Genomic DNA, 14,535 nt, shown 5'->3' on the forward strand with positions numbered 1-14,535 from the left:
GTGTCGCCGGCCATCGCTACACGTGTGACGTCACTCGCTCGGGAGTCCGTTGAGGATCTGCGTCTACGCCGAGGTACTCCCCTACGGTCAGTAAGTCCGACGGCTCCAGTCCGAACGCGTCGATGTCGTTGTGGTCCGTGACGTTCGACATCTCCAGTGCCCTCGCCTGGTCGATGCCGAATGGAATTGCAGGGATGGGGTCGAGCGCGTACAGGCCAATCTCCGCGAGTTGCATCGGGACGGGGAGTATCTTGACCGACTTCCCCTCTGCACGATAGAGCATCCGGGTGACCTCACCGAACGTCAGGACCTCCGGGCCACCGAGATCGTAGGTTTGGCCGACATGCTCGTCGTCCTCGAGCGCGTCTGCGGTGATCTGAGCCATGTCCTCGACCCAGATCGGCTGGAACGCCGGGTACCGACCGCCGTCAGGGAGGACCGTCACGTACGGGGTCGTGTAGTTCTTGATGAACGCGAACGTCTCGCTGCCCTCACCGAAGATGAACGATGGCCGGAGGACGACCCAGTCGAGGTCGGAGTACTGGACGACCATGTCGCCGATCCCCTGCGTGCGCCAGTAAGCAACCGGGCTGTCCATGCCAGCGCCCAGCGAACTCATCTCGACGTACTGACCGACGTCGTGTTCGCTCGCGGCGTGCGCGGCGTTCATCGCCCCGCCGATACAGACGGTGTCGTGGAACGTCCCTGAACGCGGTTGGTGAAGCGGCGGTAGCGCCGTGAGGTTGACGGCGGCGTCTTTCCCGTCGAACGCCCCCGCAATCGAGTCGTAGTCGGTCACGTCGCCGCTCAGCGTGTCGACCTCGCTGGGCAACACCTCGGGGTCGGGGGAGCGTGAAAGCGACGTTACTTCGTGACCTCGCTCGACGAGCTCTGCACACAGGTAGCGCCCGACGAACCCGTCACCGCCGACGACCAGTGTTTCCATACGATAGACTACGCCGCGAGCGTCCGTAAACCCTCAGTACCATTCGGATTCCTGCGACCAGTAGGAGCCGTAGCGTCAGATGATCGAGTACTCGGCGATGGTGTCCCAGGTGCCGTACCGATCACGTATCGACCCGCGGGGGATGCTGACGATGATGAGGAGGACTCCGACAGCGACGCTGTTCCAGGTTGCTACCGTCGAAGCGCCGGTGAGTATCCACGGTGCGACGACGATCCATACCCCCAGTGGGACGTTGACGAAGCGGACGACGCGCGCGGGTTCCCCCATGGCAATCACGGAGAACGTCACGACGAGTGCACCGACGAGCTGACTGCTGTCCGCGGCCCCACCGGTGGTCCCGAAAACCGCAGGGGACGCCATCAACCAGAGCCCGAGCCCCGTGGCGACGATGAGATACCTCGGAATCGACATCCCCCAGAACATCGACCAGAACGAGGCGGCGTCGGACCGCGTGTCCCCTTCTACGCCCGCTTCGGTCTCGGGGAACGTCCCGCCCATCCAGAACGCGTGCCACAGCGACTCGCCCTCCTGGGTCCGCCGGTAGAGGAACTGCCCCATCGCCAGGACCTCGTCGACGGTCAGCGCGATCATGAACAGCATGGCCAGCGCCGAGAGTAGACAGAGCGTACACCACGAGCCGACGGCCAGCGGCTGGAGGATGATGAGCATGATACTGACGAACCCGAGGGGGATGACGACGATGCCGAAGAACGTGACCATCCACGGCATCGTCCGCCACCGGCGCTTGTCGCCCATGAATCCCATCAGAACTTCAACGGCGTACGCAACGGCGCCGAGCCCGGCGTCCGAGATCGGGAACATCTCCGAGACATCGGAGGTGAGCACGTTCACCGTTCCCTGCCCGAAGAACGGCTCGAAGACGAATTCGGTGTAGCCGAGCTGGAATGCGGCCATATGCGTCGAGAAGAAGAACCCGATGAGCCCGGCGACGATGATCGGCGCCCGCTGGGCCGCGCTCGAAGGATTGTACGTCCACCCGCGCGGGACGCCTGGACCCGACATCTCCATGCGCATCACGACGAGTACCGAGAACGAGATGACGAATACACCGACGAGCGTGTCGTTCAGGAAGGCGGCACTCGTCGGTGCCCAGAACACGAGGGGCGCGAGCAGCAACCAGAGTCCGACGAATCCGTTCGCGTAGTTCGCCCACCCGTTCCGCCGAACGAGCACGGTCGCGGCGAGGACAACCAGGAGTGACCCGCTGACGATGTCGCTGGCTGTCATCGCGACGCTCTCGTACCCGAAGGTGAACGGGCTCGCGATGAGCCAGAGGCCGAGGATAACGATGGGATACTGCGGCCATAGCTCCATCGTCGGGTGCTCGAGCATCATACTCCCCGGCTCTTGGGACTCGTGCTCGTGGCTGGCCATCCCGTCGGACGTGGCGCTGTGGCGCTCACTCATGGCGTATTCAGCCGACAATCGAACTACGGGTGCACGAGTGAAAGTATCTCCGGCGGACGCAGGACTAGTGAGGAGGGAATTGGGTAGTCCGGTCGGACGGTGGCGTTCATCGACGAGGCCGGGCTAACTTGGTCTATACACTTTTCGAGTTCGCTGTCGTACTCGTAGTGTGATGTCCGACGAGCGCTCTGATGTCAACCTCCGAGTGGGGCGAATTGCGCGAACGGACGTGGTGAGCGTATCCACCGACACGACAGTCGGTGAGGCTGCACAGACGATGGCCGACGAGAACGTGGGTGACGTCATTGTCATGGAAGACGACGAGCTCGCCGGGATCGTCACGGATCGCGATCTCGCGATGCACCTCCTGACGGACGACCACGGCACGAACGTCCTCGGGGGAGGGTCAGGGGCGGACCTCACTGTTAATGACGTGATGACCGCCGACCCCCTGACAATCGAATCGCAGGCACGCGTCCCGCGGTTACTCCACCACATGAATCAGGCGGAAATCCGCCGAGTGCCAGTGGTGGACGATGGGGACGTGGTCGGGGTCATCACGTTTGACGATCTCGTCGTTCACTTGGCGGGCGAGAGTGCACACGTGGCCGCGCAACTCGAAAGTCTCGCCGACGTCGTCCACGCTGGGTCACCCCAGAGGAGCTGAACAAGACTGTAGACCCGTTACAGGGGCGTTTACAGTCGGGATAGTGCCGAAGACGAACTGGTAGCCGTGGCAACGATTTGAACCGAAGAGGGCCTGCTTCGCAGCATCCTCATCGTACTGGGTGTCACCGTGTTCATTCCAGTACTGATGGTGGTGTTTGCGATGCCGATGATTGGGGGAATGAGCTAATGGTGGGGCGGCGGTATGGTCGGAAATCCCATCTCATCACTGTGGGGTGTAGGGATGATGCTCGTTTGACTCGTCGTCTTCGTCTCGATGACGCAACGCTTGGAGAACGTTTGGAGTGGGTATCGTAAACCCCTCGGGGTCTCCCTTTGAACGCTTAGCAGAAGGGCCACCTAAACGCTCGAATCAAAAGGAGTATCGGCGTAGTGCTTTAGTAATTCGCCCGCATTGGTCAACCATGCGCGACCTCGACGAAACTGACCTCGAGATCCTCCAGCTACTGGTCTCAGACGCTCGTCGGCCGTACAGTGACATCGCGGACGTAGTCGGTCTCTCGGCACCGGCCGTGTCGGACCGAGTAGCGAGATTACAGGAGATGGGAGTCATCAACCGTTTCACGCTCGATGTCGATCGCTCACAACTCTGGGGCGGAATTCCAGTGTTGATCACACTCGACGTCTCCTCAACGGGTTCCTCTGTTGGGTCGATCAAAGAGCAACTCTTGGACGACGGCGCAGTCGAGCACGTGTTCACAACGGCCGAAGCCGACCTCGTCATCTACGCCAGAGTCCAGGACAACGACATCGCAGGCTGGCTTACAGATACCCTCGACGAAGGCGCGTTCGACGACTTCGAGGTGAAGCTCCTGGCAGGGGTGGACTGGTCGCCTAACTTGGGCGGAACGGAGTTTGCCCTCACCTGTGCACAGTGCGGGAATACGGTCGACAGCGAGGGAACATCGACCCGTATCGACGGAGAGTTGTACCAGTTCTGTTGTCCATCGTGCGAGAGTCGATTCACAGAGAAGTACAATCGACTTCAGCAGGAAGCTGAGTGAGTGGCGTCCGGCACACCACACTTTGTATTCGAAACTCTGGCCTCACGATAGCTGAATGTCTGAAAGCGAAACTACACTGTATAGGGAGCCCGTATGTATAGATAATGAGTCAGCGAACCAGCCACATCAATATCCAGGGGATGAGTTGTGCGAACTGCTCACAATCCATCTCCGAGGCCGTCACCTCACTCGACGGAGTCTCGGAGGCGAACATCAACTTCGCCACTGACGAGGGGTCGGTTACGTACGACCCCGAGGAGGTCTCACTCGGGGAGCTATTCGACGCGATAGAAGACGCCGGGTATTCGCCAGTGACCGACTCGGTCACGATCGCGGTCACCGACATGTCGTGTGCGAACTGTTCGGAGACGATCCAGGACGCACTCGAAAAGACGCCGGGCGTCGTCGCCGCTGACGCCAACTTCGCGACCGACGAGGCACAGATCACGTACAATCCGGCCGAGGCGGACCTGGGAGGCTTCTACGAAGCCATCGAGAACGCCGGCTACTCGCCCGTTCGAGAGGACGCCAAAGCCGACGACGGCTCGGGAGGCGATGCCCGAGAGGCCGCCCGACAAGAAGAAATCCGTCGGCAACTCCAGCTGACGCTGTTCGGCGCAGCACTGTCCCTCCCCCTGCTGGTGTTCATGGCCGACCACCTCCTGGGACTCGGACTCGTGGGAGACGAGCTCTTCGGCCTTCCGGCCGGATGGGTCGCGTTCGCGCTGGCGACGCCTGTCCAGGTGGTGCTCGGTAAGCCGTTCTACGAGAACTCCTACAAGGCACTCGTCACGAACGGCCGCGCCAACATGGACGTGCTGATCGCGCTGGGCTCGACGACCGCCTACGTCTACTCCGTGGCAGTCCTGCTCGGAGTGATCTCTGGCGGGCTGTACTTCGACACGGCAGCGTTCATCCTCGTATTCATCACGCTCGGCAACTACCTCGAGGCCCGCTCGAAGGGCCAGGCCGGCGAAGCGCTCCGGAAACTCCTCGAGATGGAGGCCGACACCGCCACCGTCATCGACGAGGATGGAACCGAGGCGGAGATCCCCCTCGACGAGGTCGACGTCGGCGACCGGATGAAGGTCAAGCCCGGCGAGCAGATTCCCACCGACGGCGTCGTCGTCGACGGCCAGTCGGCAGTCGACGAGTCGATGGTGACCGGCGAGTCCGTCCCCGTCGAGAAATCCAAGGGCGACGAAGTGGTCGGCTCCACCATCAACGAGAACGGCGTCCTCGTCGTCGAAGCGACGAAGGTCGGCGAAGACACGGCGCTCCAGCAGATCGTGCAAACGGTGAAGGAAGCGCAGTCCCGCCAGCCCGACATCCAGAACCTCGCGGACCGCATCTCCGCGTACTTCGTCCCCGCAGTCATCGCGAACGCCGTCCTCTGGGGCGTCGTCTGGTCCCTGTTCCCCGAGGCCCTCGCAGGCTTCGTCGCCGCGCTCCCGCTGTGGGGCCTCGTTGCAGGTGGTCCCGTCGCCGCTGGAGGCGTCTCGGTCTTCGAGTTCGCAACAATCGTATTCGCATCGTCGGTGCTCATCGCCTGCCCCTGCGCGCTGGGCCTGGCAACGCCCGCCGCCACGATGGTCGGGACGACCCTCGGTGCACAGAACGGCGTCCTGTTCAAAGGCGGCGACGTCCTCGAACGGGCGAAGGACGTCGATACCGTCGTCTTCGACAAGACCGGGACGCTCACGAAAGGCGAGATGGAACTGACCGACATCGTCGTCTTCGACAGCGACGGCCAGCCTGTCGCAGACGGTGGGAATCCCGCTACTGACGGCGGGCAATTCGCTGCTGCTGAGGGGCTTAGCGAGGACGACGTACTTCGGTTCGCGGCGATCGCCGAGAGTGCGAGCGAACACCCGCTCGCCCGGGCAATCGTCGATGGAGCCAGAGACCGCGGTATCGATGTGGCCGACCCCGATGACTTCGAGAACGTCCCCGGCCACGGCATCAAAGCAACCGTGAACAACAGTGAGGTCCTGGTCGGCAACCGGAAGCTCCTCCGGGACCACGGTATCGACCCCGCGCCTGCTCAAGAGACGATGGAGCGCCTCGAGAACGAGGGCAAGACGGCGATGTTGGTCGCCTACGAGGGTGAACTCGTGGGCGTCGTCGCGGACGCCGACACAGTCAAGGAGAGTGCAAAAGACGCCGTGAGCCAGCTCGAAGCGCGCGGCGTCGACGTGATGATGATCACCGGCGACAACGAGCGCACCGCTCGCGCTGTCGCCAAGCAGGTCGGAATCGACCCCGAGAACGTCCGCGCGGAGGTCCTCCCCGAGGACAAGTCGGACGCCGTGGAATCCATCCAGGACGGCGGTCGAAAAGCGATGATGGTCGGCGACGGCGTCAACGACGCGCCCGCACTCGCGGTCGCGTACGTCGGCACGGCCATCGGGTCGGGGACGGACGTCGCCATCGAGGCTGCGGACGTGACGCTGATGCGCGACGATCCGGTCGACGTCGTGAAGGCGATCCGCATTTCGGACGCGACGCTGGCGAAGATCAAGCAGAACCTCGTGTGGGCACTGGGCTACAACACGGCGATGATTCCGCTGGCCTCGCTCGGCCTGCTCCAGCCCGTGCTTGCCGCTGTCGCGATGGCGTTCTCGAGCGTATCCGTACTGTCGAATAGCCTGCTGTTCCGCCGGTACACCCCCGATCACGACTACAAGCTGCTCGGCCGTTTCCGCTGAACGTCTGGCCTTTCGAGGGTGTCCACTCTTTTCCGCTGAACGACACATACGTATCTCGTTGAGACGGTGAGCGCTGAGGACGGAGGTTCACGCGACCGAGAGTCTGTGGAAGGACCAGGAGGGAGAAATTCCCGCGCTACAGAAGTACTGTCTACACCGTGTGAACTACCCCGCCCTACTCGCCGCCTTCGGCGGCTCCTTGAGGAAGGGAGCTTAGCGCCCTCTCTTTAAGCTAATTGCCCTTTATTGTCTAGTCATCTGCATATGAGGGGGGCGAATCGATTGACGTCTACGGACTCTGCGTCTCCCCAGTTTGGTGTCGAGGACGGCCGGCTTCCTAGCCTGCGCTGGAGTACACTGAACGGGGAGTAATGGGTCGCCGCGAAGGAAGATACTGACGTAGTGGTCCCCTCCGTCAGGCGGTAGTGGACCACACCTGGCTGCCTGCGCTGGATGAGGGCGCGTTACGCCGACGCGTCGTAGCCCGCGTCGTCGACGGCAGCGACGAGGGCGTCGGTGTCCGACGTACCCTCTACGGTCACGGAGTCGGATTCGCGGTCTGCGTCCGCACTCGTCACGCCATCTACGTCACTGAGCGCCTCTTCGACGGTCTGCTCACAGTGTCCACACGTCATTCCCTCGACAGTGATTGTTTCCGACATACAGTCTACGTGTAGGACGCGACGGTCTTTATCAGTTGCTGCTTCGAATCCATTGTAACTCGCGCCGGTGAGATTAGATTCTTAGAACAGGCCGGGGTTCGTGGTAGGTTCGAAAACCGTTGGGCTGTCATCGAGCCAGTTCGCCGTCTTCGGAGTTGGCAACGACCTCACTGAAAGGACAGTCCACAACCACACTGCTGGTCGGCGTTTGGGTTGTCGATGCTGAGTCCGGTCCCGTGGGCAGTGTCCTCGATGGCGACCTCAGACCCGTTGAGGTACTGCTGGCTCGGACGGTCGACGAACACGGTGATGTGATTCGTCTCGCAGACGACGTCGTCCACTGCCGGGTCGTCTGTCAGATCGAACTGGTAGGAGAGTCCTGCACAGCCGCCTCGTTCAACGGCCACGCGGAGTCCGGCGGTTTCGGAGTCGAACCCCTGGATGTGGAGCATGGACTCGATCTGCTCCGCAGCGTCGCTGGTGAGCGTGATTACTCCGCTGGGGTTGTCGTCCTTAGGCATGCTTATCAATGGCGTTATCCTCCCTTGGTAGTAAGGGTGACGCTGTCAGGGGGGTGGCCGTGTCGGTGAACGAGCGAGGCGCGAGTAGGCCTGTCTTCCCGGGAGTCTGGCCACCTGCGTCCACGGTTCACCTTGGCGCCGACTGGCAGGGGCGCGCACCGGGGATTTATTCCGCGGCGATAACTTGTATATAAGACTATTGGCTTACTACTTATAAATGAGCCGCCATATGATGGCGTAACATTGTTCTATGTGAGCCTCTTGCACACGAGTGGAATGAAAGAGAAACTGTCACGGAGACAACTACTATCCGGCGTTGCCGCCGGAACCACCGTCACTCTCGCAGGGTGTACGGGGGGTGATTCCGACGACGACACTACGTCGGCGGACGGTACTTCGACGGACGGAGAGACGACGACCAAGACGTACGACGAGAACCAGCTCGAGGACCAATTGACGGTCGCGCTGCCGACCGACCCCACTGCCGGCGTGTGGTCAGTGTACGGTGGCGTCATGCCGTACTACACGAACACACTCGAGCCCCTCATCTGGGTCACCGACGACATGGAACTACAACCGTGGCTGGCGAGCGACTGGGAATCCACGGGCGAGAAGTCCTGGGAGTTCACCATCCGCGACGGCGTCAAGTTCCACAACGGCGAGACACTGACCGCCGAACACGTCGTCTGGTCGTTCGAAACCGTCCTCAACGAGTGGTCGTACGCGCCAGGCTGGCTCCACATCAAACCGGAGAACGTCACCGCACTCGACGACCGGACCGTCGAGTTCGTGACGACGGACGTCTTCCCGACGTTCCCGGGCACCATTGCGCACAACATGGTGGCCATCCAGCACCCCGACCGGAGCCGCGAGAACAAAGATGTCATCGGCACGGGCCCGTACCAGGTGGCCAACCGCAAGAAGGGCCAGCGCGTGGAGACAGAGGCATTCGACGACTACTGGAACGGCGATGTCCAGATGCAGAACCTCGACTTCCGCGTCATCACCGACCCGACCACCCGTTCGCTCGCACTCGAGAACAACGAGGTGGACGTCGCCTACGCGCCGCCCAGTTCGAAGATCGATTCGCTGTCGCAGAACAGCAACACGCAGGTCACCAAGCAGACCTCGCCGGGGGCGATGTACGTGGGCCTCCACAACTACAAGGAGCCGACGAACGACGTCAAACTCCGCAAGGCGCTCAACCTGGCGACGTCCCAGAAGACCCTCGTGGACACCATCCTCAACAACGTCGGCCTGCCCGCTCGCGGACCGGTCGCCAAGTCCATCTACTGGTCTGGCCACGAGAAGCTGCCAGAGTACAAGCGGGACGTCGAGAAGGCGACGTCGCTGGTCGAGGAGTCCGCCTACGACGGACAGACGCTGCAGTTCCTCGTCAGCACCGAGACGCCCAGCGGCAGGACCATTGCGTCCGCGCTCCAGGAGTGGTACAGCGAGATCGGTGTGGACGTCGCAATCAACCAGGTCGAGGAGTCGGCGTTCGAGGACACCGTCCGGAACGGTGAGGGCCACCTGGTGCTCGAGGGTTCGGGTTCCAACAGCGGCGCTGCCGACTACCTCATCTACGAGACGTTCCACTCCGAGGGGGACGTCAACGAGCGCCTGTACGGGGAGAACGGCACCGGCGTGTACAACCCCGGCGAGGAGGTCGACACACTCATCGAGGAAGGGTTCCAGACCGGGGACAAGGAGCTCAAAGAAGAGAAGTACGAAGAGGCGCTCCGGATCATCATGGAGGATGAAGCCAGCGTCGTGCCGCTGACGTACCAGCAGTACGTCGTCGGGTCGTACAAGGACGTCGAGAACCTTGACCTCCGTCCGATCAACGAGATGGTCCGCTGGCCCGGCGCGAAGCACCTCAAATAACCACGCATCCAGCGTCCCTCTAAATGTTACAGTTCCTCATCCGTCGCTCTGCAACCGTGTTACTGGTCCTGTTCGGCGTCTCAGTCATCACGTTCGGTCTGATGTTCGTGACGCCGGGTGACCCCGCGGAGACGATCATGCGCCAACAGATGGGCGGTCGTGCACCCTCAGAGGAGGCCATCGACCAGTTCCGAGAAGAGCACGGCCTCGACAAACCGATCCCGGTGCAGTACGTCGACTGGGCGGCGGACGTCGTCCAGGGCGATTTCAGACAGTCGTACTTCCAGGAGACGAAGGTGAGTAAGATGATACTCAACAGGGTGGTGCCGACGACGGAACTCGCGCTCGCCGCGATAGCCATCGCGGTGGCAATCGCCATCCCTGCTGGCATCATCAGTGCCATCCACCAGGGGCAGCCACCCGACTACCTCAGTCAGTTCGGTGCGTTGCTCGGCATCTCGATGCCGAATTTTTGGCTCGGTTACCTACTCATCATCGTGTTCTCCGTTCAACTCGACATATTCCCCATCGCCGGTGTCGGCGGACTGGACCATCTCGTACTCCCCGCGATTACGCTGGGGACGGGAATGGCGGCCATCATCACGCGGCTCGTCCGCTCGTCGATGCTAGAGGTGCTCGACGAGGGGTACATCCAGACGGCCCACTCGAAGGGGCTGAAGGAGAAGATTGTCGTCTACAAGCACGCGCTGCGCAACGCGCTCATCCCGGTGGTCACCATCATCGGGTTGCAGTTCGGGTACGTGCTTAACGGCGCCGTCGTGGTCGAGATCGTCTTCCAGCGCCCTGGCCTCGGGAATCTGCTCATCCAGTCCATATTCAGCCGTGATTACCCCGTCGTGCAGGGCCTGGTGCTGGTCATCGGCGCCATCTTCGTGTTGACGAACTTCGCGGTCGACATCGCGTACAGGCTCATCGACCCACGGATCTCCTTCCAGGGTGGTGACCAATGAGCAATCGACGCAAACGGTCCCGGTGGAGTCCGAGCGGGATCTCGAGAGCGGTGAAGTCGTTCTGGAACTCCCGGAAGACCCAGCAGTTCGTCTCCAACAGACTGAACCTCGTCGGACTGTTCTTCGTCTCGCTGGTGGTCTTCGCCGCGGTGTTCGCCGCGCCGATCAAGATATTCGGTATCCCGGTCCAGCCGTTCTCGATAGCACCGTACTCGCCGACCGATCAGAATCTGTTCAACCGACTCGCAGCCCCGTCGCTACAACACCCGATGGGGACAGACCAGCTCGGGCGAGACATCTTCAGCCGCATCCTGCACGGCGCACGGATCTCGATGCGGATCGCCCTGACGGTGGTCAGTATCACGCTCGTCATCGGGACGACTATCGGCGTCATCGCTGGCTACGTCGGCGGCTGGGTCGACGAGGCACTGATGCGCCTCGTCGACATCCTCCTCGCGTTCCCGGGGCTGCTACTCGCACTGGTCGTCGCAGGCATCCTCGGACCGAGCCTCACCAACATCATGATCGCGCTCGCCGTGGTCGGCTGGACGCAGTACGCACGCGTCATCCGCGGAGAGACGCTCTCAGTGAAACAGAAGGAATACATGAAATCCGCAGAGCTAATGGGCGTCTCGACACCACGACTACTGATGCGCCACGCCCTGCCGAACGTCATCACTCCGGTCATTGTGCTCGCGACGATGGACCTCGCGTACGTCATCCTCGGCACAGCCGGGCTCTCGTTCCTCGGCCTCGGTGCACAGCCACCGACGCCCGAGTGGGGAACGATGCTGGCAAGCGGCCGCGACTTCGTCACGACCGCGTGGTGGATCGTCAACTTCCCCGGGCTAGCGATCATGATACTCGTACTCGGGTTCAACCTGCTCGGTGACGGGCTTCGAGACGTACTCGACCCGCGCGACGTTGGCAACGTGGAGGGCAAGGGCCTATGACGGGTGACGAACCCCTGCTCGAGGTCGAGAACCTCCACACGCAGTTCGACACCCGCGAGGGAACGGTCCACGCCGTCGACGGCGTCTCGTTCACGGTGGAAGAAGAGGAGATCGTCGGCATCGTCGGGGAGAGCGGTAGCGGCAAGTCCGTCAACGCGCTCTCACTCGTTCGCTTGGAGGACCCCGGTAGAATCACGGAGGGGTCCATCCGGTTCAAGGGAATCGAGATGACGGATGCCGACGACAGGACCATCCGGAGAGTCCGCGGCGACGGGATGGCGATGGTGTTCCAGGACCCGATGGAGACGCTCAACCCCGTCTTCCCCGTGGGCGAACAGATCGAGGAGTCGCTGAAGGTCCACGAGGAACCGGACGACCAGCGACTGCTCGACTACCTCAACGTCCCGCTGTTCAGCAACCGGTCGGAGCGCAAACAACGCCGCGGCCGCGTCGTCGAGTTGATGGAACAGGTCGGAATCCCGCACCCCGCCGAGCGCCTGGACGACTATCCACACGAGTTCTCAGGCGGGATGCGCCAGCGCGCGATGCTCGCCATCGCGCTCGCCAGGGAGCCGGACCTGCTCATCGCCGACGAACCCACCACGGCGCTGGACGTAACCATCCAGGCAGCCATCCTCGACCGCCTCGAGGAACTCAACGAGGAACGTGGGATGTCGATCGTGCTCATCTCCCACGACTTCGGCACCATCGCCGAGATCTGTGACAAGGTGATCGTTATGTACGGCGGCGAGATCATGGAAGCCGGCCGCACCGAGCAAGTGATGACCAACCCCCAGCACCCGTACACTCGCGCGCTCCTGGACTGCATGCCTCAGAACACACCCCGGAAAGAACCGCTCCGCATCATCGACGGCCAGGTCCCGAACCTGCTCGACCCCGAACCGGGGTGCATGTTCGCGGACCGGTGCTCGTACGCCACCGACGAATGCCGCGGGCACGACATCGATCACGCCGAGTGCGGTGACGAACACTCCGCCGCGTGCTGTCACCTCGACGAGATCGAGGGCGACGCGGGCGTCGTGATGGAGCCTGATAACCAATGAGTTCGGAACGACCACTCGTCGAGGTGGACGGTATCTCGAAGGAGTTCGTGACAGACGACTCCCTGCTCGCCGGCATCCTGGGCACGCGGAAGTACCTGAAGGCCGTCCGGGACGTCTCGTTGTCCATCGAGAAGGGCGAGACGCTGGCACTGGTCGGCGAGTCGGGGAGTGGGAAGTCCACGCTCGCGAACCTCGTGACGGGGCTGCACGCCCCGACAGCTGGCGAGGTCCGGTTCGAGGGCGAACCCGTGGGGACGACTACGAGCCGTGACCAGGAGACCCTCGCCGACATCGGCATGGTGTTCCAGAACCCGCGGGGGAGTCTCGACCCGCGGCTGACTATCCGGAAGGCGATTAAGGAGCCGATGCACGCCGCCGGCTGGGGCAAGCAGCGGCGCGAGGAGCGCGCCGACGAACTGATGGATATCGTCGACCTGCAGCCGGCCTTCGGGAGCCGGTACCCCTACGAACTGTCCGGCGGTCAGGCCCAGCGCGTCGCTATCGCGCGCGCCGTCGCACTCGACCCCAAACTGCTCGTGCTCGACGAACCGGTGTCCGCCCTGGACGTGAGCGTTCAGGCGAAGATCCTGAACCTCCTGATGGACCTCCAGGAGGAACTGGACCTGACGTACATGTTCATCGCGCACGACCTGAACGTCGTAGAGCACATCGCTGACCGGGTGGCCGTAATGTACCTCGGCGAGATCATGGAACGGGCACCGACCGACCAGCTCTTCGAGACGCCGAGTCACCCCTACACCGAGTCACTGCTCTCCGCGATTCCGAGCGTGGTACCGGGCGGCCACAGCGACCGCATCGTCCTCAAGGAGGACCCACCGAGCCCAGTGAATCCGCCCTCCGGGTGCGTCTTCCACACGCGCTGTCCAGCCGCAGAGGACCGCTGCGGCGAGGAGGTCCCGGACGTACAGAAGGTCGGTGAGAGCCACTCGCGGTGCCACTTCGCGGAAGAGGTGTACTCGCGTGAGTGATGACGACTGCTGTGGGGGCGACGACACACCGGTCGCCGGTGACGACGACATCGCAGAAGGCGACGACCCCGGTCACGCGCTTCCCGAGGCCGACCTCAACTACCCGACGCTCTCGTTCGACGAGGGAGCCGTCGCGGAAGACGGCTCGTTCGACCTCTCCAGGGAGGTGGACTACGACGAGATGATCGCGTGGGCCGAGGACCTCGCGGGTGCACTCGCGAGCCACGACCTCGCCGTCTCTGCTCCCGAAGGCTACGTCTCGTTCGGCGTCGGGCCGAAGGAGGTCGACGTTTCCTTCGACGCCGACGAGAACCACCGGGGGGAACTGGAACTGACGTTCCGCCTCTCCGCGAAGGCGATGCTCGTCGACGACGAGGACAGCGAGCTGGTCGGTTCCCGGGGTGACCGGGGTTTCGTCCCACTCTCGATGCTCGAGGGCGACCGGGAACACTACCGGTGTTACAACTGGATCGACGACCCGGAGAACCCCGACTGACGACCGACGCACGGACACCTCCTCTTCCTCGATGCGGCAGCGGTTCTACGGGGTCAGCGCGGGTGCTCTGGCTCGCACGTGTCACGTAGTAGCGCAGGTTGGTGCAGTGGTCGCTGTGCGATTCGACAGACGGGCCCCGTCCGTCAACGAGTAACGTGAGAGCGAGTGCCCGCGCCAAGCGGGTGGCGGAACGGCAGC

The 14,535-nt window shown here is 62.7% G+C and carries 13 protein-coding genes; 9 read left to right on the forward strand and 4 right to left on the reverse strand.

Translation table 11 applies throughout. The annotated features are described in order from the left end of the window. Positions 1 to 16: 16 nt before the first annotated feature. Both LT965_RS10045 and LT965_RS10050 read right to left on the reverse strand, forming a co-directional pair. A complete protein-coding gene (locus LT965_RS10045) occupies positions 17 to 946 on the reverse strand; it encodes a complex I NDUFA9 subunit family protein (RefSeq protein WP_232700666.1) in 930 nt (309 codons plus the stop codon). A 75-nt stretch (positions 947 to 1,021) separates the two neighbouring features. Continuing rightward, positions 1,022 to 2,395 carry a vitamin K epoxide reductase family protein gene (locus tag LT965_RS10050; protein ID WP_232700667.1) on the reverse strand — a complete coding sequence of 458 codons (1,374 nt, stop codon included), beginning with the start codon at positions 2,393 to 2,395 and terminating at the stop codon, positions 1,022 to 1,024. Positions 2,396 to 2,567: 172 nt separating this feature from the next. Here LT965_RS10050 and LT965_RS10055 point away from each other — a divergent pair, with 172 nt between their 5' ends. The 3 genes from LT965_RS10055 (at position 2,568) to LT965_RS10065 (ending at position 6,794) form a co-directional block, all read left to right on the forward strand. Further along, complete coding sequence (locus tag LT965_RS10055; RefSeq protein ID WP_232700668.1) at positions 2,568 to 3,062, forward strand: CBS domain-containing protein; 495 nt, start codon at positions 2,568 to 2,570, stop codon at positions 3,060 to 3,062. 424 nt (positions 3,063 to 3,486) lie between these two features. Further along, positions 3,487 to 4,086 carry an AsnC family transcriptional regulator gene (locus LT965_RS10060; RefSeq protein ID WP_232700669.1) on the forward strand — a complete coding sequence of 200 codons (600 nt, stop codon included), beginning with the start codon at positions 3,487 to 3,489 and terminating at the stop codon, positions 4,084 to 4,086. Between the two features lie 104 nt (positions 4,087 to 4,190). Next, positions 4,191 to 6,794, forward strand: coding sequence for a heavy metal translocating P-type ATPase (locus LT965_RS10065; protein ID WP_232700670.1), 2,604 nt, complete (start codon positions 4,191 to 4,193; stop codon positions 6,792 to 6,794). A gap of 464 nt (positions 6,795 to 7,258) precedes the next feature. Here LT965_RS10065 and LT965_RS10070 read toward each other — a convergent pair whose 3' ends face one another. Then, positions 7,259 to 7,456, reverse strand: coding sequence for a heavy-metal-associated domain-containing protein (locus LT965_RS10070; protein ID WP_232700671.1), 198 nt, complete (start codon positions 7,454 to 7,456; stop codon positions 7,259 to 7,261). Between the two features lie 167 nt (positions 7,457 to 7,623). Beyond that, a complete protein-coding gene (locus tag LT965_RS10075; RefSeq protein ID WP_232700672.1) occupies positions 7,624 to 7,977 on the reverse strand; it encodes a HesB/IscA family protein in 354 nt (117 codons plus the stop codon). A gap of 276 nt (positions 7,978 to 8,253) precedes the next feature. Here LT965_RS10075 and LT965_RS10080 point away from each other — a divergent pair, with 276 nt between their 5' ends. From LT965_RS10080 to LT965_RS10105, 6 genes are read left to right on the forward strand one after another with little or no spacing between them, the layout of a single operon-like run. Beyond that, positions 8,254 to 9,864, forward strand: a complete 1,611-nt coding sequence (locus tag LT965_RS10080; protein ID WP_232700673.1) for an ABC transporter substrate-binding protein — start codon at positions 8,254 to 8,256, stop codon at positions 9,862 to 9,864. A 23-nt stretch (positions 9,865 to 9,887) separates the two neighbouring features. After that, positions 9,888 to 10,835 carry a nickel ABC transporter permease gene (gene nikB, locus LT965_RS10085; RefSeq protein WP_232700674.1) on the forward strand — a complete coding sequence of 316 codons (948 nt, stop codon included), beginning with the start codon at positions 9,888 to 9,890 and terminating at the stop codon, positions 10,833 to 10,835. Beyond that, positions 10,832 to 11,788, forward strand: coding sequence for a nickel transporter permease (gene nikC, locus LT965_RS10090; protein ID WP_232700675.1), 957 nt, complete (start codon positions 10,832 to 10,834; stop codon positions 11,786 to 11,788). Before nikB ends, nikC begins: the two co-directional genes overlap by 4 nt. Further along, entirely contained in the window at positions 11,785 to 12,852 is a 1,068-nt protein-coding gene (locus tag LT965_RS10095) for an ABC transporter ATP-binding protein (protein WP_232700676.1), read from the forward strand. The genes nikC and LT965_RS10095 overlap by 4 nt, the downstream gene beginning before the upstream one ends. Further along, positions 12,849 to 13,841, forward strand: a complete 993-nt coding sequence (locus tag LT965_RS10100; protein ID WP_232700677.1) for an ABC transporter ATP-binding protein — start codon at positions 12,849 to 12,851, stop codon at positions 13,839 to 13,841. The genes LT965_RS10095 and LT965_RS10100 overlap by 4 nt, the downstream gene beginning before the upstream one ends. Further along, entirely contained in the window at positions 13,834 to 14,337 is a 504-nt protein-coding gene (locus LT965_RS10105; RefSeq protein WP_232700678.1) for a hypothetical protein, read from the forward strand. The genes LT965_RS10100 and LT965_RS10105 overlap by 8 nt, the downstream gene beginning before the upstream one ends. Positions 14,338 to 14,535 lie beyond the last annotated feature (198 nt).

The organism is Halobacterium wangiae (assembly GCF_021249345.1).
GTDB classification, from domain to species: domain Archaea; phylum Halobacteriota; class Halobacteria; order Halobacteriales; family Halobacteriaceae; genus Halobacterium; species Halobacterium wangiae.

What these genes read in the sequence shown, in the direction of transcription:
- LT965_RS10100 (WP_232700677.1), top strand. Translation starts at nt 12,849, where the DNA reads ATGAGTTCGGAACGACCACTCGTCGAGGTGGACGGTATCTCGAAGGAG.
- nikB (WP_232700674.1), top strand. Translation starts at nt 9,888, where the DNA reads ATGTTACAGTTCCTCATCCGTCGCTCTGCAACCGTGTTACTGGTCCTG.
- LT965_RS10055 (WP_232700668.1), top strand. Translation starts at nt 2,568, where the DNA reads ATGTCCGACGAGCGCTCTGATGTCAACCTCCGAGTGGGGCGAATTGCG.
- LT965_RS10075 (WP_232700672.1), bottom strand. Translation starts at nt 7,977, where the DNA reads ATGCCTAAGGACGACAACCCCAGCGGAGTAATCACGCTCACCAGCGAC.
- LT965_RS10095 (WP_232700676.1), top strand. Translation starts at nt 11,785, where the DNA reads ATGACGGGTGACGAACCCCTGCTCGAGGTCGAGAACCTCCACACGCAG.
- LT965_RS10080 (WP_232700673.1), top strand. Translation starts at nt 8,254, where the DNA reads ATGAAAGAGAAACTGTCACGGAGACAACTACTATCCGGCGTTGCCGCC.
- LT965_RS10045 (WP_232700666.1), bottom strand. Translation starts at nt 946, where the DNA reads ATGGAAACACTGGTCGTCGGCGGTGACGGGTTCGTCGGGCGCTACCTG.
- LT965_RS10050 (WP_232700667.1), bottom strand. Translation starts at nt 2,395, where the DNA reads ATGAGTGAGCGCCACAGCGCCACGTCCGACGGGATGGCCAGCCACGAG.
- LT965_RS10065 (WP_232700670.1), top strand. Translation starts at nt 4,191, where the DNA reads ATGAGTCAGCGAACCAGCCACATCAATATCCAGGGGATGAGTTGTGCG.
- LT965_RS10060 (WP_232700669.1), top strand. Translation starts at nt 3,487, where the DNA reads ATGCGCGACCTCGACGAAACTGACCTCGAGATCCTCCAGCTACTGGTC.
- LT965_RS10070 (WP_232700671.1), bottom strand. Translation starts at nt 7,456, where the DNA reads ATGTCGGAAACAATCACTGTCGAGGGAATGACGTGTGGACACTGTGAG.
- nikC (WP_232700675.1), top strand. Translation starts at nt 10,832, where the DNA reads ATGAGCAATCGACGCAAACGGTCCCGGTGGAGTCCGAGCGGGATCTCG.